The 24,401-nt window shown below is 54.1% G+C and carries 22 protein-coding genes and 4 tRNA genes; 8 read left to right on the top strand and 18 right to left on the bottom strand.

Going from position 1 to position 24,401, the window contains the following annotated elements:
- Positions 1-125: 125 nt before the first annotated feature.
- Positions 126-1,010 (top strand): Rpn family recombination-promoting nuclease/putative transposase, encoded by an 885-nt coding sequence (locus tag FDX01_RS02060; protein ID WP_137399140.1) that lies wholly within the window; start codon positions 126-128, stop codon positions 1,008-1,010.
- A gap of 38 nt (positions 1,011-1,048) precedes the next feature.
- Here the strand turns inward: FDX01_RS02060 and rhtC are convergent, their stop codons facing one another.
- The 3 genes from rhtC to pldA form a co-directional block, all read right to left on the bottom strand.
- Positions 1,049-1,669, bottom strand: coding sequence for a threonine export protein RhtC (rhtC, locus tag FDX01_RS02055; protein WP_096758919.1), 621 nt, complete (start codon positions 1,667-1,669; stop codon positions 1,049-1,051).
- Positions 1,670-1,732: 63 nt separating this feature from the next.
- Complete coding sequence (gene recQ, locus FDX01_RS02050) at positions 1,733-3,562, bottom strand: ATP-dependent DNA helicase RecQ (protein ID WP_115259840.1); 1,830 nt, start codon at positions 3,560-3,562, stop codon at positions 1,733-1,735.
- Positions 3,563-3,650: 88 nt separating this feature from the next.
- Positions 3,651-4,520, bottom strand: a complete 870-nt coding sequence (pldA, locus tag FDX01_RS02045) for a phospholipase A (RefSeq protein ID WP_137399139.1) — start codon at positions 4,518-4,520, stop codon at positions 3,651-3,653.
- A gap of 165 nt (positions 4,521-4,685) precedes the next feature.
- On the opposite strand from pldA, the gene yigI reads away from it, so the two are divergent.
- On the top strand, positions 4,686-5,153 hold the full coding sequence (gene yigI, locus FDX01_RS02040) for an acyl-CoA thioesterase YigI (protein WP_005133301.1): 468 nt from the start codon (positions 4,686-4,688) through the stop codon (positions 5,151-5,153).
- A 51-nt stretch (positions 5,154-5,204) separates the two neighbouring features.
- Positions 5,205-6,101 carry an EamA family transporter RarD gene (gene rarD, locus FDX01_RS02035; RefSeq protein ID WP_096758922.1) on the top strand — a complete coding sequence of 299 codons (897 nt, stop codon included), beginning with the start codon at positions 5,205-5,207 and terminating at the stop codon, positions 6,099-6,101.
- A 117-nt stretch (positions 6,102-6,218) separates the two neighbouring features.
- Here the strand turns inward: rarD and corA are convergent, their stop codons facing one another.
- From corA to FDX01_RS02000, 8 genes are all read right to left on the bottom strand, one after another.
- Complete coding sequence (gene corA, locus FDX01_RS02030) at positions 6,219-7,169, bottom strand: magnesium/cobalt transporter CorA (protein WP_096758923.1); 951 nt, start codon at positions 7,167-7,169, stop codon at positions 6,219-6,221.
- A 154-nt stretch (positions 7,170-7,323) separates the two neighbouring features.
- Positions 7,324-7,380 carry a YsgD/CorL family protein gene (gene ysgD, locus FDX01_RS23130; protein WP_212723238.1) on the bottom strand — a complete coding sequence of 19 codons (57 nt, stop codon included), beginning with the start codon at positions 7,378-7,380 and terminating at the stop codon, positions 7,324-7,326.
- A 247-nt stretch (positions 7,381-7,627) separates the two neighbouring features.
- Entirely contained in the window at positions 7,628-9,790 is a 2,163-nt protein-coding gene (gene uvrD, locus FDX01_RS02025; RefSeq protein WP_096758924.1) for a DNA helicase II, read from the bottom strand.
- Between the two features lie 64 nt (positions 9,791-9,854).
- Positions 9,855-10,571 carry a 5-amino-6-(5-phospho-D-ribitylamino)uracil phosphatase YigB gene (gene yigB / locus FDX01_RS02020; RefSeq protein WP_096758925.1) on the bottom strand — a complete coding sequence of 239 codons (717 nt, stop codon included), beginning with the start codon at positions 10,569-10,571 and terminating at the stop codon, positions 9,855-9,857.
- A complete protein-coding gene (gene xerC, locus FDX01_RS02015; protein WP_137399138.1) occupies positions 10,571-11,473 on the bottom strand; it encodes a tyrosine recombinase XerC in 903 nt (300 codons plus the stop codon). The genes yigB and xerC overlap by 1 nt, the downstream gene beginning before the upstream one ends.
- Positions 11,470-12,177, bottom strand: coding sequence for a DUF484 domain-containing protein (locus tag FDX01_RS02010; RefSeq protein ID WP_115259843.1), 708 nt, complete (start codon positions 12,175-12,177; stop codon positions 11,470-11,472). The genes xerC and FDX01_RS02010 overlap by 4 nt, the downstream gene beginning before the upstream one ends.
- Positions 12,174-12,998: a diaminopimelate epimerase gene (gene dapF, locus FDX01_RS02005; RefSeq protein WP_003017933.1), complete on the bottom strand. Its 825-nt coding sequence runs from the start codon at positions 12,996-12,998 to the stop codon at positions 12,174-12,176. The genes FDX01_RS02010 and dapF overlap by 4 nt, the downstream gene beginning before the upstream one ends.
- A 36-nt stretch (positions 12,999-13,034) precedes the next feature.
- Positions 13,035-13,238, bottom strand: coding sequence for a lipoprotein (locus FDX01_RS02000; RefSeq protein ID WP_115259844.1), 204 nt, complete (start codon positions 13,236-13,238; stop codon positions 13,035-13,037).
- 139 nt (positions 13,239-13,377) lie between these two features.
- On the opposite strand from FDX01_RS02000, the gene cyaY reads away from it, so the two are divergent.
- Positions 13,378-13,698, top strand: coding sequence for an iron donor protein CyaY (gene cyaY / locus FDX01_RS01995; RefSeq protein WP_096758930.1), 321 nt, complete (start codon positions 13,378-13,380; stop codon positions 13,696-13,698).
- A 95-nt stretch (positions 13,699-13,793) separates the two neighbouring features.
- Here cyaY and cyaA read toward each other — a convergent pair whose 3' ends face one another.
- Positions 13,794-16,340 carry a class I adenylate cyclase gene (gene cyaA / locus FDX01_RS01990; protein WP_096758931.1) on the bottom strand — a complete coding sequence of 849 codons (2,547 nt, stop codon included), beginning with the start codon at positions 16,338-16,340 and terminating at the stop codon, positions 13,794-13,796.
- 394 nt (positions 16,341-16,734) lie between these two features.
- On the opposite strand from cyaA, the gene hemC reads away from it, so the two are divergent.
- The 4 genes from hemC to hemY are packed head-to-tail and all read left to right on the top strand — an operon-like array spanning position 16,735 to position 20,824.
- On the top strand, positions 16,735-17,676 hold the full coding sequence (hemC, locus tag FDX01_RS01985; protein ID WP_137399137.1) for a hydroxymethylbilane synthase: 942 nt from the start codon (positions 16,735-16,737) through the stop codon (positions 17,674-17,676).
- The gene (hemD, locus tag FDX01_RS01980) at positions 17,673-18,413 is read left to right on the top strand and encodes a uroporphyrinogen-III synthase (RefSeq protein ID WP_117343795.1); all 741 of its coding nucleotides are present in this window, start codon (positions 17,673-17,675) and stop codon (positions 18,411-18,413) included. Before hemC ends, hemD begins: the two co-directional genes overlap by 4 nt.
- Positions 18,414-18,434: 21 nt before the next feature.
- Positions 18,435-19,622, top strand: coding sequence for a uroporphyrinogen-III C-methyltransferase (gene hemX, locus FDX01_RS01975; RefSeq protein ID WP_137399136.1), 1,188 nt, complete (start codon positions 18,435-18,437; stop codon positions 19,620-19,622).
- A 2-nt stretch (positions 19,623-19,624) separates the two neighbouring features.
- Complete coding sequence (hemY, locus tag FDX01_RS01970; protein ID WP_096759491.1) at positions 19,625-20,824, top strand: protoheme IX biogenesis protein HemY; 1,200 nt, start codon at positions 19,625-19,627, stop codon at positions 20,822-20,824.
- A 634-nt stretch (positions 20,825-21,458) separates the two neighbouring features.
- On the opposite strand, the gene FDX01_RS01960 is transcribed toward hemY, so the two are convergent.
- The 6 genes from FDX01_RS01960 to wecG all read right to left on the bottom strand — a co-directional run bounded on the left by FDX01_RS01960 (position 21,459) and on the right by wecG (position 24,399).
- Positions 21,459-21,535: transfer RNA gene (locus FDX01_RS01960), tRNA-Pro, on the bottom strand.
- A gap of 41 nt (positions 21,536-21,576) precedes the next feature.
- A tRNA-Leu gene (locus FDX01_RS01955) sits at positions 21,577-21,662 on the bottom strand.
- A 20-nt stretch (positions 21,663-21,682) separates the two neighbouring features.
- Positions 21,683-21,758: transfer RNA gene (locus FDX01_RS01950), tRNA-His, on the bottom strand.
- A 56-nt stretch (positions 21,759-21,814) separates the two neighbouring features.
- Positions 21,815-21,891, bottom strand: a tRNA-Arg gene (locus FDX01_RS01945).
- A 102-nt stretch (positions 21,892-21,993) separates the two neighbouring features.
- A complete protein-coding gene (locus FDX01_RS01940) occupies positions 21,994-23,379 on the bottom strand; it encodes an amino acid permease (protein ID WP_115259850.1) in 1,386 nt (461 codons plus the stop codon).
- A 279-nt stretch (positions 23,380-23,658) separates the two neighbouring features.
- Entirely contained in the window at positions 23,659-24,399 is a 741-nt protein-coding gene (gene wecG, locus FDX01_RS01935; RefSeq protein WP_096758936.1) for a lipopolysaccharide N-acetylmannosaminouronosyltransferase, read from the bottom strand.
- Positions 24,400-24,401 lie beyond the last annotated feature (2 nt).

Raw genomic sequence — 24,401 nt, 5'->3', positions numbered from 1 at the left:
TGAACATCGCTATATGACTTCTCGAAACTCGCTACAAAGGGAGAAACATCTTTTATTCTGTGCTGTCAGGTGTTGAGTGCTAATGCCAGAATGCCGCCATATTCACCACTCAGGGATGATGAACAATGGCGGAAGCAACCACACCTCATGACGCAGTATTTAAGACCTTCCTCTCCCGTGTAGAAACCGCCCGGGACTTTATCGAACTCCATCTTCCGCCCTCGTTACTCAAAATCTGCAAACTGGAAACGCTACATCTGGAATCAGGCAGCTTTGTGGAGGACGATCTACGTCCCTATTTCAGTGACATACTTTATTCACTCGAAACGACCAGCGGCTGCGGCTATGTACATGTGCTCATTGAGCACCAAAGCTCACCAGACAAACATATGTCGTTTAGACTAATGCGCTATGCTATCGCTGCCATGCAGCGTCACCTTGAAGCGGGACACGACCGCCTGCCGCTGGTCATTCCTGTGCTTTTTTACCATGGGAAGCAAAGCCCCTGGCAGGGTTCAATGAGCTGGCTGGATCACTTTGAGGATCCGGCTACCGCCGGTCAGCTTTACAGCACACCGTTTCCGTTGGTGGATGTGACGGTTATTCCAGATGATGAGATCATGCAGCATCGCAGTATGGCGGCACTGACGTTAGTACAAAAACATATTCGCCAGCGCGACATGGCGCAGTTGCTGGATAAACTTACCCGCCTGTTTACGCTGGAGAAGATGAGCGGACAACAAGTAACCGTACTGGTAAACTACATGGTGCAAGCAGGGAATACACAAGATGTTCAGACATTATTGTATAAGCTGGCACAACGTGTGCCGCAGCATGGAGATAAATTGATGACAATGGCGGATCAACTAAAGCAAATAGGCCGCGAAGAGGGCAAGCGCATTGCTCTGACAGATGTCGCAAAAGCGATGCTCAAGCGGGGTCTTGATACCAACGCAATTATGGAAATGACCGGCCTTTCGAAGGACGAATTACAAAAGCTTGCGCAATAAACCGTATTCCGCCTGGGCCCCCCAGGCGGGTAACAAAGTTAACGCGAAATAATCAGATGAATGCCGAAGCCCGCGAATAACGCGCCGGCAAAGCCGTCAATCCACTTCGCCAGACGCTGATAGCCACGACGCATTTTCGGCAGCGCAAACAGGCTGGCGACCACGGTAAACCACGCCAGCGTCTCGACGATAATCAGCGCGAAAATACCCCAACGGGCAGCGGTACCGACGTTGTCGCCGACAAACAGCGAAAAGACGGAGCCAAAATAGATAATGGCTTTGGGATTCGCCAGGTTGGTCAGCAGACCTTTTAAAAAACTGCGACCGCTCTGCGCCAGCTCAACCTGCGGCGCGGGTGCCGCAACGTCCTGTTTTTTAAACGCGCCGCGCAGCATCTGATACCCCATCCAGCACAGATACAGACCACCGCCGACCATAATAATAGTGTGCAGCCAGGCCATTTTTTCGATGATCAGATGCAGACCGAGCAGTGCCACGCCCGCCCAGACCATGACGCCGCAGGTAATACCCAGCACACCCATCATCGCCTCTTTGCGCGAGCGGCTAACGGCCGTTTGCGAAACAAAGAAAAAATCGGGGCCAGGACTCATCAGCGCTACGATGTGTACCAACGCAACGGTAAAAAATAGCGTTAACATAAAAATGACTCGCGGGGAAATAGTTCAGAGAGTCACCATCCTGGCACTTTTTTGCCTGGCTGACTACTCTTCGTCGTCACCATCAACATGTGCGCGGATAAGTGCCATAAACTCTTTGCCAAAACGCTCAAGTTTACGCATTCCCACGCCGTTGACGCTCAGCATTTCGCTCGGTGACACCGGCATTTGCTCGGCCATTTCAATCAGCGTGGCGTCGTTAAAGACCACATACGGCGGGATATTCTCCTCATCGGCAATGGCTTTACGCAGCTTACGCAGTTTGGCAAACAGCTTACGATCGTAGTTACCGCCAAAGGATTTCTGCATTGCGCGTGGTTTAAGCGCCACAATACGCGGCACGGCAAGCTGTAGCGGCACAACGCCGCGCAGTACCGGACGCGCAGCTTCGGTTAACTGCAACGCGGAGTGGTGGGCAATATTCTGCGTCACCAGTCCGAGGTGAATCAGCTGGCGAATGACGCTCACCCAATGTTCGTGGCTCTGTTCACGACCAATACCGTAGACCGGCAGCTTGTCATGCGCCATCTCACGAATGCGCTGATTATTCGCCCCGCGCAGAACCTCGACGACATAGCCCATACCAAAACGTTGGTTAACGCGGTAGATCGTCGACAGCGCTTTACGCGCATCCATTAAGCCGTCGTACTGTTTTGGCGGATCGAGACAAATATCGCAGTTGCCGCACGGCTCCTGACGCCCTTCGCCAAAATAGTTCAGCAGCACCAGACGACGACAGGTTTGCGCCTCGGCAAAGGCCCCCATCGCGTTGAGCTTGTGACGCTCGATATCCAGCAGTTGTCCGGCGGGTTTCTCTTCGAGACAACGGCGGAGCCACGCCATATCGGCCGGATCGTAAAACAGCATCGCTTCTGCGGGCAGGCCATCACGCCCGGCACGCCCGGTTTCCTGATAGTAGGACTCGATATTACGCGGGATATCAAAATGCACCACGAAGCGCACGTTGGGTTTGTTAATTCCCATGCCAAACGCCACGGTCGCGACAACGATTTGCAGGTCGTCGCGCTGAAATTTCTCCTGCACGTCGGCGCGCACGTTGTTGTCCAACCCGGCATGATAGGCTCCGGCGCTTATCCCACGGCTTTGCAGACGCGCCGCGGTGTCTTCAACCTTCGCGCGGCTGTTACAGTAAATAATGCCGGACTTTCCGCGTTGCTCCTGCACGTAGCGCATCAGCTGATCGAGCGGCTTAAACTTCTCCATTAGCATGTAGCGGATATTGGGACGGTCAAAGCTGCTGATCTGAATGAGGGGATCGTTAAGCCCGAGCAGACGCACAATATCCAGCCGGGTGGTGTCATCAGCGGTGGCCGTGAGCGCCACAAACGGCAGTGCAGGGAAACGCTGACGCAGCTGACCCAGCGCGGCATATTCCGGGCGGAAATCATGCCCCCACTGGGAAATACAGTGCGCTTCATCTACCGCCAGCAGTACCGGGTTCCAGTGCGCCAGATTATCAAGGAAGTTATCCAGCATCAGGCGCTCGGGCGCAATGTACAGCAGGCGGATTTGCCCGCTACGGCAGCCTGCCATCACCTCTTGCTGCTGTTCACGGCTCTGGGTGGAGTTCAGGCACGCCGCCGCTACACCGTTTGCCAGCAGCTGATCGACCTGGTCTTTCATCAGGGAAATCAGCGGCGAGACAACAACGGTGAGGCCGTTCAGCAGTAATGCGGGAATTTGATAACAAAGGGATTTACCACCACCGGTTGGCATAACGACCAGGCAGTCGCGGCCAGAGAGCACGGTGTCGATGATTTCTTCCTGACCAGGGCGAAACTGTTGGTAGCCAAAGGTTTCCTGCAAAACCTGTTTAGCGCCCATTTCCAGATTCAACACTTCCGCCTGCGCCACATTAACCCCGTTAACCTTAAATAAAAACAGGCGCTATTTTCAGCGCCTGAGAGAGAAACTGCAATGATTAAAATACTCTCAATGCCGATCAGAAGATATCGTTGAGCATTACGCCCACGCCAACGCGCGTCTGATTAAAGTTATAGTCAATCAGCGACTCGCCATAACCACTGTAGACCTGGGTATAAAGACGAACATGTTTGGTGATGGGGTAGCTGACACCCAACTCAGCGCCGCCGTAGCCGGTATTCCAGTTGTACTGACCTTTCACGCTTAACACGGCGTCACCGAGGTGGTAACCCAGTTTGAGCTGATAGTAGCCCATATATTTAGTGATATCAGGGTTATCGTCAGTGCTGCCGATGACGTACCACGGCTTCACTTCTACCAGCCAGTTACCGTTTTCTGCCATCAGGCGGGTATACAGGCGGTTCCAGCTGCGCGAGGTCGGTTCGGAACGACCGTTAGAGTCGTGGTTGTATCCCATTTCCACATCACGTAGCGTCCAGCCGGCAACGCGGTAATCGGTGGCGAAACCGAGGAACAGTTGTGGTTCGTAGTTAGTTTCGCGAAACGGTGCCGATTCTTCGCTATTAGAAAGCTGCCACCAGGATTTCTGGGTATAGGAACCACCAAGCACGGAGTTCGGGCCTAAAATCCCGCGCCACAGCGGAAACGCCAGGCTCAGCTGAAACTTCACCTCATCTTTACGCGCATTTTCAGACCAGCTATAGCTGCTGATGGCCTCTTTATTCATGTCGCTGGTATTGGTGTAGATGAGGTAGTTGGTGTCATAAGGGTAAAGCGTGAAAGGATTGTCATGCTCTTGCAGCATGTTGGCAATAATACTGCCGCGCACAGCGGGTGCATCATGAATCTCTTTCACTGTCGCTTCCTGCGCATACACGGTCAACGGCAGCATAACTGCTGGTAGTAACCATCCCAGAATCGCCCGCATCGGTCATGTTCTCCTGAACTAAAATATTGATGAATTGTAAGATTTTATTGATAGCATTTTACATACTTAGTGCGCTCTTCGTTAGTTATCCCGTCCCAAAGTAGAAAACAACAATTAAGAAGCATAATATCAACACCTCATTAACCATCGAGAGTTAGGGATTGTATGTCTGCCGTACTGACTGCTGAGCAAGCACTGAAATTAGTGGGCGAAATGTTTGTCTACCATATGCCGTTTAACCGGGCGCTGGGGCTGGAGCTGGAACGTTACGAAAAAGAGTTTGCCCAACTGGCCTTTAATAACCAACCGATGATGGTCGGCAACTGGGCGCAAAGCATCCTGCATGGCGGTGTGATTGCCTCAGCATTGGACGTAGCAGCCGGACTGGTGTGCGTGGGCAGTACGCTGACCCGTCATGAAACCATCAGCGAGGACGAGCTGCGCCAGCGGATGTCGCGCATGGGAACCATCGATCTCCGCGTCGATTATCTGCGCCCGGGCAGGGGTAATCGCTTCACGGCTACCAGCAGTTTGCTGCGGGCAGGCAATAAAGTTGCCGTTGCACGCGTGGAGCTGCATAACGAAGAGCAGCTTTATATCGCCAGCGCCACCGCAACGTATATGGTGGGGTAAGCGCCTGAAACAAGGTAAACTGCCGTTACATTTCTGAAATGAGTTTTCCCGATGGATGCTAAGCAAACGCGGCAGGGCGTATTACTCGCTCTTGCTGCCTATTTTATTTGGGGCATTGCACCCGCATATTTCAAGTTGATTTACTACGTCCCCGCAGACGAGATCCTGACGCACCGTGTGATTTGGTCATTTTTCTTTATGGTGGTGTTGATGAGCATCAGCCGCCAATGGTCAGGGGTCAAAACGCTGCTGCAAACGCCAAAGAAGGTATTCCTGCTGGCGCTTTCCGCGGTGCTCATCGGCGGAAACTGGCTACTATTCATTTGGGCGGTCAACAACCACCATATGCTGGAAGCCAGCCTCGGCTACTTTATTAACCCCCTGGTGAATATTGTATTGGGCATGATTTTCCTCGGTGAGCGCTTTCGCCGCATGCAGTGGCTGGCCGTGCTGCTCGCCGCCTGCGGCGTGCTGGTACAGTTGTGGACGTTTGGATCACTGCCAATCATTGCGCTGGGACTGGCCTTCAGCTTTGCTTTTTATGGCCTGGTGCGTAAGAAGATCGCCGTCGAGGCGCAAACCGGCATGCTGATCGAAACCTTGTGGCTGTTACCGATTGCGGCAATCTATCTGTTTGGTATTGCCGACAGCCCAACCAGCCATATGGGACAGAACCCCATGTCGCTCAATCTGTTGCTGATTGCAGCAGGGGTCGTGACCACCATTCCACTACTGTGCTTTACCGGTGCAGCGACCCGTCTGCGTCTGTCCACGCTGGGCTTTTTCCAGTATATCGGGCCGACGCTGATGTTCCTGCTGGCGGTAACATTCTACGGCGAAGTACCGGGCGCAGATAAGATGGTGACGTTCGCCTTTATCTGGGTCGCGCTGGCGATATTCGTGATGGATGCGATTTATACCCTACGCAGAACGCGAAGGGGGCTGTGATTGCGCCTGATGGCACTGATTTTGTAGGCCGGATAAGACGGTTACGTCGCCATCCGGCATCTTTCTGCCTGATGGCGCTGCGCTTATCAGGCCTACGGGAGCGTTAATAATTCTCTGCTACAGCCAGTTCTTGCGCTTAAAGTACAAATACGGTGCCAGGCCCGCGAGCATCATAAAGACAATCGCTCCGGGATAACCGAAGCTCCAGTGCAGTTCCGGCATGAACTCAAAGTTCATGCCGTAGCTGGATGCCACCAGCGTCGGCGGCAGGAACACCACGGAAACCACCGAGAAGATCTTGATGATGCGGTTCTGTTCGATGTTGATAAAGCCCATCGCCGCCTGCATCAGGAAGTTAACCTTCTGGAACAGGGATTCATTGTGCGGCAGCAGGGATTCGATATCTCGCAGGATCTCGCGCGCCTGCTCCAGTTGACCGCCCGGCAGTCGCGCCTTACGCACCAGGAAGTTTAATGCGCGCTGGGTATCCATCAGACACAGACGAACTTTCCAGCCGATATCTTCCAGTTCCGCCAGCGTGGAGAGCGCTTCGTCATATTCATCGCCCTGACGCCCTTCCATAATCACGCGGCTGAGTTTTTCCAGATCGCTGTAGATATTCTCTATTTCATCCGCCAGCTGTTCAATTTTCGTTTCGAACAGATCGAGTAGCAACTCGTAAGCGTTACCGTCGACCATCGACTGGCTGCGCGCACGCATACGGTACAGGCGAAACGCCGGCAGTTCGCGCTCGCGCAGGGTAAACAGACGACCTTCGCGAATGGTGAATGCCACGGTTGAGTTGCCCGCATGATCGTCGGCATCTTCATAGAAGAAGAAGGAGTGGATGTGCAGGCCGTCTTCGTCTTCAAAAAAACGTGCGGATGCTTCGATGTCTTCCAGTTCAGGGCGCGTAGCCAGGTTCTGGCCCAAGTCCTTTTGCACACGGTTTCGTTCATCGTCATCCGGCTCGACTAAATCGACCCAAACCGAACTGGCGAGATGATCAATTTCATCCGCCTCAAGACGTATTAAACGATTGTTTTCCAGTTGAAATGCGCTCAGCATGACCGGGACTCCCAATGCAAAAAATTATCGGACAGTTCGGTGGGCACACAGAAACAAATTGGGTTTCAGACCATTAAACAGCCTGACTCGGCGCGACGAGAAAAAACAGAAGGTCGCTGACAACCGCGAAGGCTATCAGCAAAAAGGGATAGCCTTAGGAGTTGATCCTGGATGACAGGATAATGAGCCAGTATCTACTGGGTGTGTCCAAGGCGAATGTCCTCTTAGCGTAATCGTGCGCGCATGTTACGCCAGCAAAATTTTGACGTCAACACGCAACAGATGGCGAAAAAGTAATAATTTCCCCTCATGCTGCAAGGTTAGCAGAACGGGGGGATTTATCTATGATTTCAGAATATTAACCGAAAGATTGCCGGATGGTGGCTTCGCCTTATCCGGCCTACAAATCATAATATTAAGCGACATGCAGGCCTGATAAGCGTAGCGCCATCAGGCGATCAAACGGTTTCTAGTCTGGCGTAGGCGGCAACCAGCCATTTGATCCCCTGCCCCTGGAACGCGACCTGCAAACGACTGTGTTCACCGCTACCTTCCAGGTTGACGATGGTGCCCTCGCCAAATTTGGCGTGACGCACACGCTGACCGAGCTTATAGCCGGTGTCGTTCTCCGCCATCGGCGTACCCATCCGTTGATGACTTACCGGACGGCTGACCGTGGCGCGCAGGCGAACCTCTTCCACGCAGGTCTCTGGTAATTCACCAATAAACCGGGATGGACGGTGGTAAACCTCTTTGCCGTACAGGCGACGCGTTTCGGCGTAGGTCAACGTCAGTTTCTGCATCGCACGGGTAACGCCCACATAGGCCAGGCGGCGTTCCTCTTCGAGGCGCCCACCTTCATCGAGTGACATCTGGCTGGGGAACATGCCCTCTTCCATTCCGACGATAAACACCTGCGGGAACTCCAGACCTTTGGCCGAGTGCAAGGTCATTAGCTGGACCGCATCCTGCCAGGTATCCGCCTGCCCTTCGCCCGCTTCCAGCGCCGCGTGGGAGAGGAACGCCTGTAGCGGCATCAAGTCTTCGTCTTCTTCGTTGTAGCTGAACTGGCGCGTTGCCGTCACCAGTTCCTCTAAGTTTTCGATACGCGTCTGGCCCTTCTCACCTTTTTCCTGCTCGTACATCATGCGCAGGCCGGAGTCTTTTATTACCCGGTCGGTCTGCACGTGCAGCGGCATATCGGCGGTTTCCTGCGCCAGTGCGTCGATAAGTTCCATAAAGCGCTGTAGTGCGCTGGCGGCACGCCCGGCCAGGGCTTTTTCCTGCAGCAGTTCACGACACGCCTGCCACATTGTCAGCTGGCGGTCGCGCGAGGTCTGCCGCACCACGTCCAGCGTACGATCGCCGATACCGCGCGTGGGGGTATTCACCACACGCTCGAACGCGGCGTCGTCGTTACGATTAGCTATCAAACGCAGGTAAGAGAGCGCGTCTTTGATTTCCTGACGCTCGAAGAAGCGCATTCCACCGTAAATACGGTACGGCATACTAGCCTGCAACAGCGCTTCTTCCAGCACGCGCGACTGGGCGTTGCTGCGATAAAGAATGGCGCACTGTGTCAACTGACCGCCATTGTCCTGCCAGGCTTTGATGCGGTTAACCACAAAACGCGCTTCATCGAGTTCGTTGAACGCGCAATAGAGTGAGATCGGCTCACCGTCGACGCCCTCGGTCCACAGCTTTTTGCCCAAACGCCCGTTATTGTTTTCAATCAGGGCGTTAGCCGCGCTAAGGATATTGTTGGTCGAGCGGTAGTTCTGCTCCAGACGAATAGTTTCGGCACCGGGGAAGTCGTTGAGGAAGCGCTGGATGTTTTCCACCTGCGCCCCGCGCCAACCGTAGATTGACTGATCATCATCGCCGACGATCATCACCTTGCCGGTGTCACCCGCCAGCAGGCGGATCCAGGCGTACTGGATATTGTTCGTATCCTGGAATTCGTCCACCAGGATGTTGGTAAAACGTTCGCGGTAGTGCTGCAGAATGTGCGGTTTGTTGAGCCACAGTTCATGCGCGCGCAGCAGCAGCTCGGCGAAATCCACCAGCCCGGCGCGATCGCACGCTTCCTGGTAGGCCTGGTAAACCTTCTGCCAGGTTTGCTCGACCGGATTGCCGTAGCTCTGCAAATGGTGCGGGCGCAGCCCTTCGTCTTTCTGGCTGTTGATAAACCACATAGCCTGGCGCGCTGGCCACTGCTTCTCATCGAGGTTCATCGCTTTGATCAGACGCTTCAGCAGGCGCAGCTGGTCTTCGCTGTCGAGGATCTGGAAATCCTGCGGCAGGTTGGCATCCATATGGTGCGCACGCAGCAGGCGGTGTGCCAGACCGTGGAAGGTACCGACCCACATACCGCCCTGGCTGGTTCCCATGATCTGACCAATACGGTGGCGCATTTCTGCCGCCGCTTTGTTGGTAAAGGTCACCGCCATAATCGAGTATGGCGAGTTGTTTTCAACCGTCAGTAACCAGGCGATGCGGTGTACCAGCACGCGCGTTTTACCACTCCCCGCGCCTGCCAGAACCAGCATGTTGCTGCGTGGCGCGGCCACAGCCTGGCGCTGTTCGTCATTGAGGCTATCGAGCAGGTAAGAAACGTCCATTGGCACCGCCGGAATCAACAGGGCCCAGCCGGACCCCTGGGAATTTATACAGAGTTGTTGATGATTATATCAGCGAGGTCAGAGATGCCAACTGTGAAATTTCGATATGCGGCAGTAAACGGCTGTCAGCGGTTTGCATCAGGTCGGCATTTTCCGGCTTGATCCAGCAGGCCTGCATGCCACAGCGGATGGCCCCGGCGACATCTGTCGTCAGGTCGTCACCGACGTGCAGGATCTCACCCATGGGCATATTCAGTTTTTCCGCCGCCAGCAAATACATGTCGCTGAACGGTTTTGATCGCCCATCGGGGCCGGCACGCAGTACAAACTCAAAATATTCGCCCAGACCAAACAGCTCCGGCTGCGCGTTACCGTTGGTGATCGCCACCAGCGGCCACTTGCGGGCCAGTACCTTCAACGTGTCATGCGTAGATTGCGGGACGTCGATGCGGCTGCGCCATTTGGCGAAGTTCATCATCGCCGCGTTCGCCCCCATTTTCGCCTCTGCCGCCGACAGGCCAGCCTCCAGCATAGCGCGCTCTACGGCACGATGACGCCATTGGGTGACGTCATGGTAAATATCCGGCTCGGCGTCGCGCACAGCCTGGCGCAGGCGCTGCAGGTCGGTATTTTGTAAGGAGCTCAGCGCCGGGTGATAATTTTGCACAAACGCGAGCGCTTCCTGTTCGGTGCGCGTGATAACGGGACGGTTATCGTAAAGGGTGTCATCAAGGTCAAAGGTGAGCGCAGAAATACGCCCCAAAGGCCGGTAAAAACGCATTATTTCCCCCGTTTGGCGCGCGGATGCGCCGCATCGTACACTGAAGCCAGGTGTTGAAAATCAAGATGGGTATAGATTTGCGTGGTAGAGAGGTTGGCGTGTCCCAACAGCTCTTGTACCCCGCGCAGGTCGCCGCTCGACTCCAGCATATGCGTCGCAAACGAGTGGCGCAGTTTATGGGGATGCACATGGCTATTCAGCCCCTGCTTGATACCCCATTCGGCAAAACGTTTCTGCACGTTACGCGCGGAGATACGTTTGCCCAGTTTTGACAGAAAAAGCGCGTCTTCGTCACTGCCGAAAAGCCCGCGCAGATCCAGCCAGTGTTCAATCCAAGCCACCGCATTGCGGCCAATTGGCAGGCGGCGCTCTTTGCTGCCTTTACCCATCACCCACACTTCGCCGGTGTCGAGATCGAGATGTTTAATATCCAGGCCAACCAGTTCCGACAAACGCAGTCCCGCGCCGTACATCACCTCCAGCATAGCCCGGTCGCGCACGGCGAGGGGATCGTTGAGATCGATATCCAGCAGTCGGTTAATGTCATCCACATCAATATTTTTCGGCAGATGCCGCGGTGCCTTCGGCGCAGAAATACCTTTTGCCGGGTTGGCTTTCAGCTCACCCTGATTCACCAGCCAGTCGAAGAAACTGCGTAAGGCGGAGAGGCGCAATGCCAGGCTCGCCGGTCCCAGACCGTTGCGGCGACTGCGCACAGCAACGCTGCGCACCCTTGCAGCATCACATTGTTGCCAGCTTTGCAGGCCGGTTTCTTCGGCTATCGCGATGATGGCATCCAGCTGACGCCGATAATTGAGTAACGTGATGGGACTAAGCTGACGCTCCACGCCCAGATAGCGTAAGAAGCGTGCAACGTCCTGAGAAAGCGGTGAGCCGGTCATACGCGTTCAATCCAGCGCTCCAGCAGTTCCGGCAACATCAGCGAGATTTCCTGCAATAGCTGCGTGCCTTGCCCTTGCTGGTAATGATTAACATCACGGCTGCTGAACAGCATGACGCCAAGGGAACCATCTTGCCCCAACATCGACATGGCTACCGAACCAATCGCTTTCGCCTCCGGCATCATCACCAGCAGTTCCGGGCCATTGAGCGGACCCAGATAGTGCTGTGACTGCCCGAGACGCTGAATACGCAGCGGCTCGAAGGCCTGACGACTTAATGCCAGATGGGTAAACTTTGAAGGGGCACCAAGCCGCCAGCGATCCGGGAACAGACGAACCGTCGCGCCAGCCAGCCCCAGCTCACGTGCCCAGCGATGAAATCGCATCAGCATATCGTCGAGGCTGCTGGCCGCCGCCAGCCGTCCTTGCAGATTTAACAGGCGATAAAACAGACTTTCGTTGGCGTTAGCCTGTTCCATCAATAGCGTCATGTTCTCTTCAAGCACGTTGATGTGATTACGCGCTCGAGCCATATGCCATTCAACTAAAGAGATCGTACCCCGCACCGGGTGCGGGACGCGCATCGCTTCAACCGCTTGCGCATTACGGATAAAAAACTCAGGGTGACGTTGTAGATATTCGACGACCGCCCGATCGTCAAGTTCCATGAGTGTTTCCTGTAGTTCTTCCCCTGGTTGCTTCATAGATGAATAAATCCGTCGTAGACATGTGCCGCCGGGCCAGTCATATACAACGGATGACCCGGGCCTTTCCAGGCGATATCAAGGCGACCGCCCGGTAGTTCCACGCGCACTTCTTCTGCCAGCAGGCCCTGCTGAATACCAACAGCGACAGCAGCGCACGCTCCGCTGCCACAGGCCTGCGTTTCACCCGCCCCACGTTCATAGACGCGCAGCCGGATGTGCTCGCGTTTCACCACTTGCATAAATCCAATATTGGCGCGCTCCGGAAAGCGTTCATGGCTTTCCAGAACCGGTCCCAGCGTTTCCACCGTGGCCGTATCCACATCATCAACCTGAATGACGCAGTGTGGATTCCCCATTGATACCACGCCGCACAATACTGTCTGCTCGGCCGCCCGCATAATATAGGTCTTCTCTGCTTTATTGGCGCGAAAAGGCACCTGCGAGGGTTCAAAATTGGGCTCGCCCATATTGACCCGCACCAGCTCATCGTCCGTCACAGTTAATACCATGCGGCCATTCGCCGTACTGACGCGGATATCACGTTTATTGGTCAGCCCTTTCAGGCGTACAAAACGCGCAAAACAACGGGCACCGTTACCGCACTGCGACACTTCGCTACCGTCAGCATTAAAGATACGGTAATGGAAATCCAGCTCCGGATCATACGGAGGCTCAACCACCAGCAGCTGATCAAATCCCACACCAAGATGCCTGTCGGCCAGGCGGCGGATCAGCTCAGGTGAAAAAAAGACATTCTGCGTTACCGCGTCGACGACCATAAAATCGTTGCCAAGGCCATGCATTTTAGAGAATTGCATCGTTCACTCCGTTCACGCGGGTACAGAGACTTCGCTTTAGTAGTTTACCTGGGAAGGCCCATCTCCCGTTGCTCGATCGTTTCGATCGGGCACTGTGGACTGCGATTGCGTTTCAACTGGCTTCGTCGGTGGCGGCGCGGTTTTATCTGCTGGCGGGAAATAGAGTGGACCTTTCAGACCACAGCCCGTCAGGCTGAACAGAGTAAGAAGTACAGCGAGTGCCTGAAACACGTTTTTCATTATGGATTGCCCGTAAAGTTCATACTTTCTGTTTTCTATCATCGCAGGAGAAGACGTAAAAGCAAGAGTTTGGCTAAAACTGCAACGTGAATTCTTTCAGGTTATACTCTCGCCATCATGAAAAAACGGAAAAACACCAATGAACGACAGTGAATTTCACCGCCTTGCCGACACCCTGTGGATGACCATTGAAGAGCGTCTGGACGACTGGGACGGCGACAGCGATATCGACTGCGAGATCAACGGCGGCGTGCTGACCATCAGCTTTGAAAACGGCAGCAAGATTATTATTAACCGTCAGGAGCCGCTGCATCAGGTGTGGCTGGCGACCAAACAGGGTGGCTACCATTTTAACTTGAAAGGTGACGAATGGATTTGCGACCGTAGCGGTGAACGCTTCTGGGATCTGCTGGAGCAGGCTGCAACGCAACAGGCGGGAGAAGCCGTGAGTTTCCGTTGAGGTTTTGTGCCGGATGCGCTTTGCTTATCCGGCCTACCCGTTTCGCGTCAATTGTAGGCCGGATAAGGTGTTTACACCGCCATCCGGCACCATAATCACGAAAAATACTGCTGCAACATCGGCGTGTCATTATCCTGATTAGCCGGCGGGACCGGGTTAATCGGCTGGGTACGGAACGGGATAACCTGCGCGCGACCATCGGTTTTCACAATCTGATAGAACTGCGGCAGATTAAAGTTAATGAAGCTGGAGCCGTAGGTAAAGCGATCGTGCGACGAGGAGTAGAAGCGGCTAACATCGCGAACCAGCTCTTCTTTGCTGCCTTCGCAATGGTGATACACCTCGACCCGATTACTCTCGTCCAGAATGTAGATATTAAAGCCCTGCTCATCACCCGTTTCTTCGAAAAAGAACTGGATGATCCCTTCACTGGCAAAACCATCCACTACAGACGGTAATTTCACGTGATTGGTCTCAACCTGAACGGAAAGACCGTGCAGCTTGTTGTGTGAAATTGCGCCGTAGAATTCAATGGCGTTTTCCAGTTTCTGTACCGACACATTCAAACGCTCAAAGAACAGTCCCCACGTCTGCCCTGCAACGCGCAGCGCTTTGAAGCGACCGGTTTCATGGCGTGTACTGGAAAGGCGCAGCTCAATGCACTCGGACACCAGTTGCTGGACGCGTGTACGGATCAGGCCACGTAAATGCTGGCTATAACAGAAGACCTCGACGCTATCCGGCGGTGCCGCATCTTGATGCATTTTACCGAGAATCGTTTTTAACGCTTCTATCATCGCCTGCTCGCCGTTGAAGTGCAGCGTACGTACTTCGTTCCACGAGTTGCGGTACAGCAGGTCTACGCTACCGACCAGGCAATTTTGTTCTTCGCCAAAGCTGAAGACGTCCAGCTTACGGAAATCAAAATGCACCACCTGATTGCGGAATGCCGCCGTCGGGTCGTATTCAAGGTTGACGATAATCGCCAGATGGCGAATCTCACACGGGCTGTACAGCGCTTTCGGCGTAGGTGCCGGCAAGCGCAGCGGGAAGTGGTGCGATACGTCAGCGACCATCTCCTGCAGCTTCGGCAGATCGACAATGCCGTTGCCCTTAATAAACAAATGCGTACGTGATGTCAGCAGACCGTTAAACCACGCCCACGCCACCAGTTTGTTCAGGTAGCGGTTATATTCCAGCGGCTGATGGCTGATGATCGAATCCATGTTGGGCGCACGGTTGTAGAGATACCAACCTGAACGGTTAGCACGACCCGGCGGCACATGGATAAAGGTCAGATACGGTTCCGAGAGGTCCGGTGAGATCTGCGGGTTCACCAGCGTCACTTTGCCCGGCAGGGCCTCAAACGCAGCGTAAAGCTTACGGGTCAGCACGCCAATGTCCTGCGGGCTGGCGCTGACGCTGAGGTTGTTACGACGCGCGAAGCGGATCAGGTTACGGTAGCTCTGCATCATCGCATCGAGCAGTTCGTTGTGCGCTTCACGTACCTGGTCAATCTTCCAGTTGGCGCGGTTATCCAGCATGGTCAGACGGGCGTCGTCCCAGCCCCACTCTTTCACTAACTGACTTAGCACTTCACGACGCCAGCCCACACAGGCGCGCTCGCGGCTCAGTTTCTCGCACACTTTTAAGTAGAAACATCGACGAACTAAATCGAGGCGCGTCGGATCTTCGATTGCCGTGAGGTACTCGGTCACGCGCTCCAGCATCATGCAGTAAGGATCGAGACCAAAAGAGACGATCTCGCCGTCGTGCAGGCGCTGTTTAATGTCTTTCGCCAACAGGCGTGGATTGGGGTATTCCCAGGAGTACGCTTCCAACAGCAGCGTTTTCAGCACCGCTTTGTACGGGGAGTCGATACTCTTGTACAACTGCCAAAGGCTGGCGCCAAAGTACTCTTCGGCGGAAAGCGAGCTGAGCCCACCCAGATCCAGCCATTCGTTTGGCGTTAACACCCCCTGTGCGTAGAGCGTCATAACGTAATCGTCGTAATGCTCTTCTTCGTCGCCCGGCACCATATTCCATAGAATACGTTTGCCCGCGAGGCGCACGGCGGTGCGATAAAATTCATCAAGCAACAGGATGTGCTGCGTTGAGCCACAGTCTTCACCACCCAGACTGCCGCTTTCATTGTGACGGAAACGGTTTTCATCAATCAGGAAGAAACTGACTTCCACGCCCAGCGAGGCGGCCCAGCTTTCCAGCAGGCTGCATTTACGCTGCAGCAACTGGCGCTCTTCGCTATCCAGCCAGGATTGATGGCAGACCCAGATATCCAGGTCAGAGGAACAGCTTTGCCCGACTGAAGAGGTGCTGCCCATCGAGTAAACGCCGGTAATCGGCAGCTCACCCTTCGGGGGGTCCTGCGGCGACATGCCGCGGTACAGCTCCAGCTCATTCAGGTAGTGACGTTGGGTTTCATCAGGCGTGTAAAAGCATATGCCTTTGGGAACGTTACCATCGAGGTAACCCGGCATCAGCGGATGGTGGTAGTGCAATAATGTCGGCAGCAGACTGTATACCTGCTGAAAAGCAGGGCCCATGGCAGCAAGCGCGCGATCGACACGCAGTTGATTTATGGCATCCAGTCTCTGTTTCAGAGTCTCAATATAGAGGTACAAGACGTATCGCCTGATTTTGCTATCCGTCATGGTGTCGACTGCTGCAGCGCATGCGCTTACCAACACTCTTCAGCAATTCGGATAAACCGTATGTCAAAAATAACCGTTACCTTTTTTTCTCCGCACTTTTTTTAGGGAGTACAGCCGAAAAAATGGTCTAAAACGTGATCAATTTAACACCTTGCTCATTGACCGTAAAGAAAGATGCGCTACATACAAGTGTAGCACCGTTCGTTGCGTGTAAATTCCTTCATACGGTCGGGAGGTATCTCGTCATTAATCACTGCCAGTGATGATGCAGCGCCTTTTCGTCTCACTACGTTTGAGCGTAACGCTGACATCCCTTTGATAAGGATGTTAGGATGGTTAATGATTGATAATGACGGTAACAAGCATGTTAGACAATGTTTTGAGAATTGCCACACGCCAAAGCCCCCTTGCGCTCTGGCAGGCACATTATGTCAAAGACGCTTTAATGGCAAATCACCCCGGTCTGGTCGTTGAACTGGTCCCTATGGTGACCCGTGGCGACGTGATCCTGGATACCCCGCTGGCGAAAGTCGGGGGGAAAGGTTTATTTGTCAAAGAGCTGGAAGTCGCGCTGTTAGAAAAACGCGCCGATATCGCCGTGCATTCCATGAAGGATGTGCCGGTCGAGTTCCCTGAAGGGCTTGGGCTGGTCACTATCTGTGAACGCGAAGATCCGCGCGATGCGTTTGTCTCAAATAAATTTAACTCACTGGATGACCTCCCGGAAGGCAGCATCGTTGGGACGTCGAGCCTACGTCGCCAGTGCCAATTGGCGAAGCAGCGCCCGGATCTTGTTATCCGCTCATTGCGTGGCAACGTGGGCACACGCCTGAGCAAACTGGATAACGGCGACTATGACGCCATTATTCTTGCCGTCGCCGGGCTAAAGCGTTTAGGGCTTGAGTCACGCGTCCGGACCGCGCTGCCGCCAGAGGTCTCTCTGCCAGCTGTCGGGCAAGGTGCTGTGGGCATAGAATGTCGACTTGACGATCTACGTACCCAGGCGCTGCTGGCCCCGCTCAACCATGAAGAAACCGCCCTGCGCGTCAAAGCGGAACGCGCCATGAACACCCGCCTGGAAGGGGGCTGTCAGGTGCCTATTGGCAGCTATGCAGAACTCATCAACGGTGAGATTTGGCTACGTGCGCTGGTCGGTGCACCTGACGGGTCGCAGATGGTGTGTGGAGAGCGTCGTGGTGCACCGCAGGATGCCGAACAAATGGGCATTTCCCTGGCGGAAGAACTGTTAGAGAACGGTGCGCGCTCCATTCTGGCTGACGTTTATAACGGAGAAGCACCGGCATGAGTATTCTGGTCACCCGCCCGTCTCCCGCAGGGGAAGAGTTAGTGAGCCGTCTGCGCACACTGGGGCAGGTGGCCTGGAGTTTTCCGCTTATCGAGTTTTCGCCCGGTCGGGAACTGGCAACGCTAGCCTCCCGACTGTCGGCGCTCACGGAAAACGATCTGGTCTTTGCTCTCTCGCAGCATGCCGTCAACTTTGCCGATGCCGAGCTTTCGCAGCAGGGGGCAAACTGGCCCACTCTCCCGCGCTATTTTGCTATCGGTCGCACAACAGCGCTGGCATTGCATACCGTGAGCGGATGCAATATTCACTATCCGCTGGATCGGGAAATCAGCGAAGTCTTGCTACAATTACCTGAATTACAAAATATTGCGGGAAAACGCGCGCTTATTTTACGCGGCAACGGCGGTCGTGAGCTGATAGGCGAAACCTTAACAGCTCGTGGTGCAGATGTTGATTTTTGTGAATGTTATCAACGCAGTGCAAAACATTACGATGGTGCAGAAGAGGCGATGCGCTGGCATTCACGCGGTGTGACGACGGTGGTTGTCACCAGCGGAGAGATGCTGCAACAGCTCTGGTCTCTTATTCCGCAGTGGTATCGTGAGCACTGGTTACTACGCTGTCGGCTGCTGGTCGTCAGTGAGCGTCTGGCGCACCTCGCCCGGGAACTGGGCTGGCAAGATATTAAGGTCGCTGATAACGCCGACAACGATGCGCTACTGCGCGCATTACAATAACTCTCATAATGGGATGCCATAATGACGGAACAAGAAAAATCCTCCGCCGTGGTTGAAGAGACCAGGAAGGCCGTGGAAACAACGCCACAGCCAGTCAAAGCAGAAAAAAAGAACCACAACAACACCGCACTGATCCTGAGCGCAGTGGCAATTGCGATTGCACTGGCGGCGGGCGTGGGTCTGTATGGCTGGGCGAAACAGCAGGCAACAACGCAAACAGCAACCAGCGATGCGCTGGCGACTCAGCTCATCGCGCTACAAAAAGCGCAGGAAAGTCAGAAGAGCGAGCTGGAAGGCATTATTAAACAGCAGGCCACACAGCTGGATGAAGCCAGTCGACAGCAGGCCGCGCTGGTCAAACAGCTTGATGAAGTCCAGCAGAAGGTCGCCACCATCTCCGGCAGTGATGCAAAAACCTGGCTGCTGGCACAGGCTGATTTCCTGGTGAAACTGGCCGGACGTAAATTATGGAGCGATCAGGACGTTACGTCTGCGGCAGCGCTGCTGAAAAGCGCCGATGCCAGCCTGGCAGACATGAACGATCCCAGTTTGATTACCGCCCGTCGCGCCATCACCGATGATATCGCCAGCCTGTCTGCGGTTTCACAGGTCGACTACGACGGCATTATCCTCAAGGTAAATCAGCTCTCTAACCAGATTGATAACCTACGCCTGGCGGACAACAACACCGACGATTCACCGATGGATTCCGACAGCAGTGAGCTTTCCAGCTCTATTAGCGAATGGCGCGTCAATCTGCAAAAAAGCTGGCAGAACTTTATGGACAGCTTTATTACCATTCGCCGTCGCGATGAAACTGCCGTTCCGCTACTGGCACCAAATCAGGACGTTTACCTGCGCGAAAATATCCGTTCTCGCCTGTTAGTGGCCGCACAAGCCGTGCCACGTCATCAGGAAGAAACCTATCGCCAGGCGCTGGAGAATGTCTCCACCTGGGTACGCGCCTATTACGACACCGACGATGCAACCACCAAAGCGTTTCTTGATGAAGTGGATCAGCTGAGCCAGCAAAGCATCAGTATGAACGTGCCGGACACGTTGCAGAGCCAGACCATTCTCGAGAAGCTCATGCAAACCCGCGTGCGTAATTTACTGGCACAGCCAACAACCTCTCCAGCCGAGGCTGAAACTGCACCTGCACCTGCACCTCAGGCTGACACGCCGGCAACCGCGCCGCAGGGAGAATAATGATGCTAAAAGTATTATTGCTCTTTGTGCTGCTGATCGCCGGGATCGTCGTCGGCCCAATGATCGCCGGTCATCAGGGATACGTGCTGATCCAAACAGACAACTACAACATTGAAACCAGCGTGACGGGTCTGGTGATCATCCTGATCGTCGCCATGGTCATTCTGTTTGCGATTGAATGGCTGCTGCGCCGTATTTTCCGCACCGGTGCGCATACGCGCGGCTGGTTTGTGGGTCGCAAGCGCCGCCGTGCACGTAAGCAGACCGAGCAGGCTCTGCTCAAGCTGGCAGAAGGCGACTATCAGCAGGTTGAAAAACTGATGTCGAAAAATGCCGATCACGCGGAACAGCCGGTAGTCAATTATCTTCTGGCAGCAGAAGCGGCTCAGCAGCGTGGTGATGAAGCTCGCGCTAATCAGCACCTTGAACGTGCAGCTGAACTGGCCGGGAACGATACAATCCCGGTGGACATCACCCGTGTTCGCCTACAGTTGGCCCGCAATGAGGACCACGCCGCGCGCCACAGCGTCGACAAGCTGCTGGAAGTGACGCCGCGTCACCCGGAAGTTCTGCGTCTGGCTGAGCAGGCTTACATTCGCACCGGTGCATGGAGTTCCTTACTGGATATCATTCCTTCTATGGCCAAAGCACGCGTGGGTGATGAAGAACACCGTGCCATGCTGGAACAACAAGCCTGGGTGGGCCTGATGGATCAGGTTCGCGCCGATCAGGGTAGTGAGGGTCTACGCGCATGGTGGAAAAACCAGAACCGTAAAACCCGTCATCAGGTTGCCCTGCAGGTCGCCATGGCTGAGCATCTGATTGAGTGCGACGATCATGATACGGCACAGCAAATCATCATTGAGGGTCTGAAACGCCAGTATGACGACCGCCTGGTACTGCCTATCCCGCGTCTGAAAACCAACAACCCTGAGCAGATAGAAAAAGTGCTGCGCCAGCAGATTAAAGCCGTGGGCGATCGCCCGCTTCTGTGGAGTACGCTTGGTCAGTCGTTGATGAAGCACGGTGAATGGCAGGAGGCAACGATCGCCTTCCGTGCGGCCCTTAAACAGCGTCCGGATGCCTACGACTACGCCTGGCTGGCCGACGCGCTGGACAGACTGCATCAACCAGAAGAAGCCGCCACGATGCGTCGTGATGGCCTGATGCTGACGCTACAGAACAACAATCCTTCGCAGTGATTCCCTCTTGCCCGGTGACACTTCGCTTACCGGGCAATCGTATACACAAAATCATTCAAGATGCATCAAGGCGGCAAGTCTGGGAATCCACAAGCGCTTACATAAGTAAGTGACTGGGGTGACAAATCTGTCAGGAACAGATTTGAACGCTGTTTGCGGCGGCCCCGTAGGGGTGAGGCCCAGGGATGGGCCGAATAACTCAGGCGTAGCCAACAAAGAGGCAGCTTGAAGGATGACGTGTATATGCATAAAAAAACGCCCGCTCTTTTGGAGCAGGCGTTAAACAGGTCTGTATGACAACATAAATGGGTGCTTCACTCAACGTTATGTCCATGGTGTTTGATGAGGCTAACGCGACATCTGTCAGTGGACGATAAGCACCGGAAACGGCTCTGCGTCATTCCTGAGTTTATGAGGCCAGATGGCGAACATAAGAGATGGAATGAGCATCTACACGCATATTATTGCACAAGGCATGCCATGATTGCACTGCAAAAACTAGTTATTCGGACTTTTTAAGACATCAGGTAATTCGGGACATGGCAGCGATATCACACAGGTCTTTCTTTGTGTAAGTGCCTGAAAGAAGAGAAAATCAGAAAACAAAAAACCCCGCCGAAGCGGGGTTCAAAATTGGTCGGCGAGAGAGGATTCGAACCTCCGACCCACTGGTCCCAAACCAGTTGCGCTACCAAGCTGCGCTACTCGCCGTTTTACTGCTTTTTGAATTTTTAGTTCAATTCTTTAAGTCGTGGTGCGAGGGGGGGGACTCGAACCCCCACATCCTAAGGACACTAACACCTGAAGCTAGCGCGTCTACCAATTCCGCCACCTTCGCATTTCACAACTTTAAATTAATGGGGTGGCTAATGGGATTCGAACCCACGACAACTGGAATCACAATCCAGGGCTCTACCAACTGAGCTATAGCCACCACTGCAAATCTTTTACGCGGTATTAAAACCACCGCAGCTCTGGCACCCTACTAAATGGTGCGCCCGACAGGATTCGAACCTGAGACCTCTGCCTCCGGAGGGCAGCGCTCTATCCAGCTGAGCTACGGGCGCTTAGCGCCGTTGCGGGGCTGGATATTACGGAGGTCTCGGTCTGCTGTCTAGTGCTTTTTTAAAATAAATTACCGTTTGGTCACGGAATGTGCGTTTTGTCGCTTATTCCTCCAATTTTTGGCTTTCCCCATGCCGATTCAGACCAAAAACCTTATAAATGAGCGTCACAGCCAGTATGAAGCCCATACCCACAAACAGCGACATTCGGGTATCTTCATTAAAATACATGCCGATCAATACGCAAATCAGGAACGCCATCGTCAAATAATTCGCCCACGGGAACAGAATGGAGCGGAAAGGATGGCTGGCAATCGCCTCTTTGTGTGCCTGACGAAAACGCAGCTGGCTAATCAGGATAACAAACCACGGTACCATCCCCGGCAATACACTGGCGCTATAGACATACACAAAGACACGCTGCGGATTCGGAATAACGTAATTCAGGCATGAGCCAATCAGCAAGATAGCGATAGAAATCGCTACGCCAGCAACCGGCACGCCATGACGAGAGACTTTTCCAACAACGGCAGGTAGTTGACGGTTCTTCGCCAGCGCGTACAGCATACGACCACAGCTATACATCCCGCTGTTGCAGCCAGACAGCGCGGCGGTCAGGACCACGAAGTTGATAATCCCGGCCGCAGCGGTAATTCCAATTTTGGCAAACGTGAGAACGAACGGGCTGCCGTTGCTGCCAATCTCATTCCACGGGAAGATAGTGACGATCACAAATATCGCGCCGACGTAGAAAATCAGGATACGCCACAGCACTTTCCCTACCGCGCTACGCAATGTGACCTGCGGATTTTTGGCTTCACCCGCCGTGATGCCGATCAGCTCCACCCCCTGGTAGGAGGCCACCACGATACATAACGCGGTCAGGAAGCCTTTCCAGCCACCGGCAAAAAAGCCGCCGTGCTCGGTCAAGTTGCCGAAACCAATCGCCTGGCCACCATTACCAAAGCCAAAGAAGATAACGCCGACCCCAATGACGATCATCACAATGATGGTGGTCACTTTGATCATCGCAAACCAGAACTCAATTTCACCGTACAGCCGAACCGCCGCCAGGTTTGCCAACGCCACTAACCCGACTGCAATCAGCGCGGGTATCCACTGTGCCATATCCGGGAACCAGAACTGCACGTAGACGCCAATGGCGGTAATTTCCGAGATCCCCACCGCCATCCACATAAACCAGTACGACCAGGCAGTGAGATAACCAAAGAAGGGGCTCATATAACGGTGGGCATACACCGCGAATGAACCGGCAACCGGCTCCAGAAACAGCATCTCGCCCATGGAACGCATAATGAAAAAGACGAACAGCCCGGCGACAATATAGGCCAACAGAACTGATGGCCCCGCCCATTTGAGGGTGCTGGCGGCGCCCATAAACAATCCAACGCCAATAGTGCCCCCAAGGGCGATTAACTCGATATGACGAGCCTCCAGCCCACGCTGTAGCTCAGGTTTACTTTCTGCCATAAATCCTCTTGTTGTGTTTGTATGCTTTCCGGTATGACCGGTTATCGTTATGGGTACATCGTTTTTTTGCCATAACAGGCCATACGGCGCCGACCGCTTGACGGTTGGCACCCAAAACACCACGGCACTATCATGATTGTTGCGAATGGTTTCCTAAAATCACTTAAATGGCAATTAAAGCATTCAAAAAATGAATAGATTGTTTGAGAAAGCAGCGATTATGTTGTGAATAAGTAGCGCACTCAGCAGAATGCGCTACATACCAAAGAAGGGAGGAAATCAGAGATTGCCGGTATAGTGCCAGCGCAGATAACGTAATAAGCGAAGTTGACGCGTGATACGGCTCGGCTGCGACAGCAAGCGGTATAGCCACTCCAGCCCGAGGTTTTGCCAGACTTTAGGCGCACGCTTTACATGGCCAGTAAAGACGTCGTAGGTGCCACCCACGCCCATATACAGCGCATCGGGATGAACCTGGCGGCAATCACGCATAAAGATTTCTTGTTTCGGTGACCCCATCGCTACGGTAACAATCTGCGCACCGCTGGCGTGAATCCGCTCGAACAGCGCCTGGCGCTGCTGCGGCGTAAAATAGCCGTCCTGGCTGCCCACAATGTTCACGTTCCATTGTGTGCGCAGTTTTGCTTCCGTCTGCGCCAGCACCTCCGGCTTGCCGCCAATCAGGAAGACCGGCGTTCCTTCCCGGCCAGCTCGTGCCATTAAGGCCTCCCACAGATCGGCACCGGCCACACGTGAAACCTGGGCCTGTGGAAATTTTTTTCGCACGGAACGCACGACGCTGATCCCATCGGCGTATTTGAACTCAGCGGCATCGATCAGCGCGCGTACCTCAGGGTTATCTTCCGCTGTCAGCAACTTCTCAGCATTGATCGCCACTAGCGTCCCCTGCCTAAGATGCCCTTCTGCAAACAGGTAATTCAGCGCATGCTGCATATCGCGCCAGCCAATCAGTTGTAATCCGCGCAGTGAATACAACGGCGCAGTGGTGTTATCAGTCATTA

The sequence above is a fragment of the Citrobacter sp. wls613 genome, assembly GCF_005281195.1.
Classification (GTDB): Bacteria; Pseudomonadota; Gammaproteobacteria; order Enterobacterales; family Enterobacteriaceae; genus Citrobacter; species Citrobacter gillenii.
This window is presented reverse-complemented; position numbering and strand designations above follow the sequence as displayed.

Excerpts from the sequence above, each read along its gene's own strand:
- xerC (WP_137399138.1), bottom strand. The coding sequence starts at position 11,473 with ATGACCGGCTCACCGCTTTCTCAGGACGTTGCACGCTTCTTACGCTAT.
- yigI (WP_005133301.1), top strand. The coding sequence starts at position 4,686 with ATGTCTGCCGTACTGACTGCTGAGCAAGCACTGAAATTAGTGGGCGAA.
- FDX01_RS01940 (WP_115259850.1), bottom strand. The coding sequence starts at position 23,379 with ATGGCAGAAAGTAAACCTGAGCTACAGCGTGGGCTGGAGGCTCGTCAT.
- FDX01_RS02060 (WP_137399140.1), top strand. The coding sequence starts at position 126 with ATGGCGGAAGCAACCACACCTCATGACGCAGTATTTAAGACCTTCCTC.
- corA (WP_096758923.1), bottom strand. The coding sequence starts at position 7,169 with ATGCTGAGCGCATTTCAACTGGAAAACAATCGTTTAATACGTCTTGAG.
- FDX01_RS02010 (WP_115259843.1), bottom strand. The coding sequence starts at position 12,177 with ATGAAGCAACCAGGGGAAGAACTACAGGAAACACTCATGGAACTTGAC.
- hemC (WP_137399137.1), top strand. The coding sequence starts at position 16,735 with ATGTTAGACAATGTTTTGAGAATTGCCACACGCCAAAGCCCCCTTGCG.
- hemD (WP_117343795.1), top strand. The coding sequence starts at position 17,673 with ATGAGTATTCTGGTCACCCGCCCGTCTCCCGCAGGGGAAGAGTTAGTG.
- uvrD (WP_096758924.1), bottom strand. The coding sequence starts at position 9,790 with ATGGACGTTTCTTACCTGCTCGATAGCCTCAATGACGAACAGCGCCAG.
- dapF (WP_003017933.1), bottom strand. The coding sequence starts at position 12,998 with ATGCAATTCTCTAAAATGCATGGCCTTGGCAACGATTTTATGGTCGTC.
- pldA (WP_137399139.1), bottom strand. The coding sequence starts at position 4,520 with ATGCGGGCGATTCTGGGATGGTTACTACCAGCAGTTATGCTGCCGTTG.
- yigB (WP_096758925.1), bottom strand. The coding sequence starts at position 10,571 with ATGCGTTTTTACCGGCCTTTGGGGCGTATTTCTGCGCTCACCTTTGAC.
- hemX (WP_137399136.1), top strand. The coding sequence starts at position 18,435 with ATGACGGAACAAGAAAAATCCTCCGCCGTGGTTGAAGAGACCAGGAAG.
- wecG (WP_096758936.1), bottom strand. The coding sequence starts at position 24,399 with ATGACTGATAACACCACTGCGCCGTTGTATTCACTGCGCGGATTACAA.
- hemY (WP_096759491.1), top strand. The coding sequence starts at position 19,625 with ATGCTAAAAGTATTATTGCTCTTTGTGCTGCTGATCGCCGGGATCGTC.
- FDX01_RS02000 (WP_115259844.1), bottom strand. The coding sequence starts at position 13,238 with ATGAAAAACGTGTTTCAGGCACTCGCTGTACTTCTTACTCTGTTCAGC.
- rhtC (WP_096758919.1), bottom strand. The coding sequence starts at position 1,669 with ATGTTAACGCTATTTTTTACCGTTGCGTTGGTACACATCGTAGCGCTG.
- cyaY (WP_096758930.1), top strand. The coding sequence starts at position 13,378 with ATGAACGACAGTGAATTTCACCGCCTTGCCGACACCCTGTGGATGACC.
- rarD (WP_096758922.1), top strand. The coding sequence starts at position 5,205 with ATGGATGCTAAGCAAACGCGGCAGGGCGTATTACTCGCTCTTGCTGCC.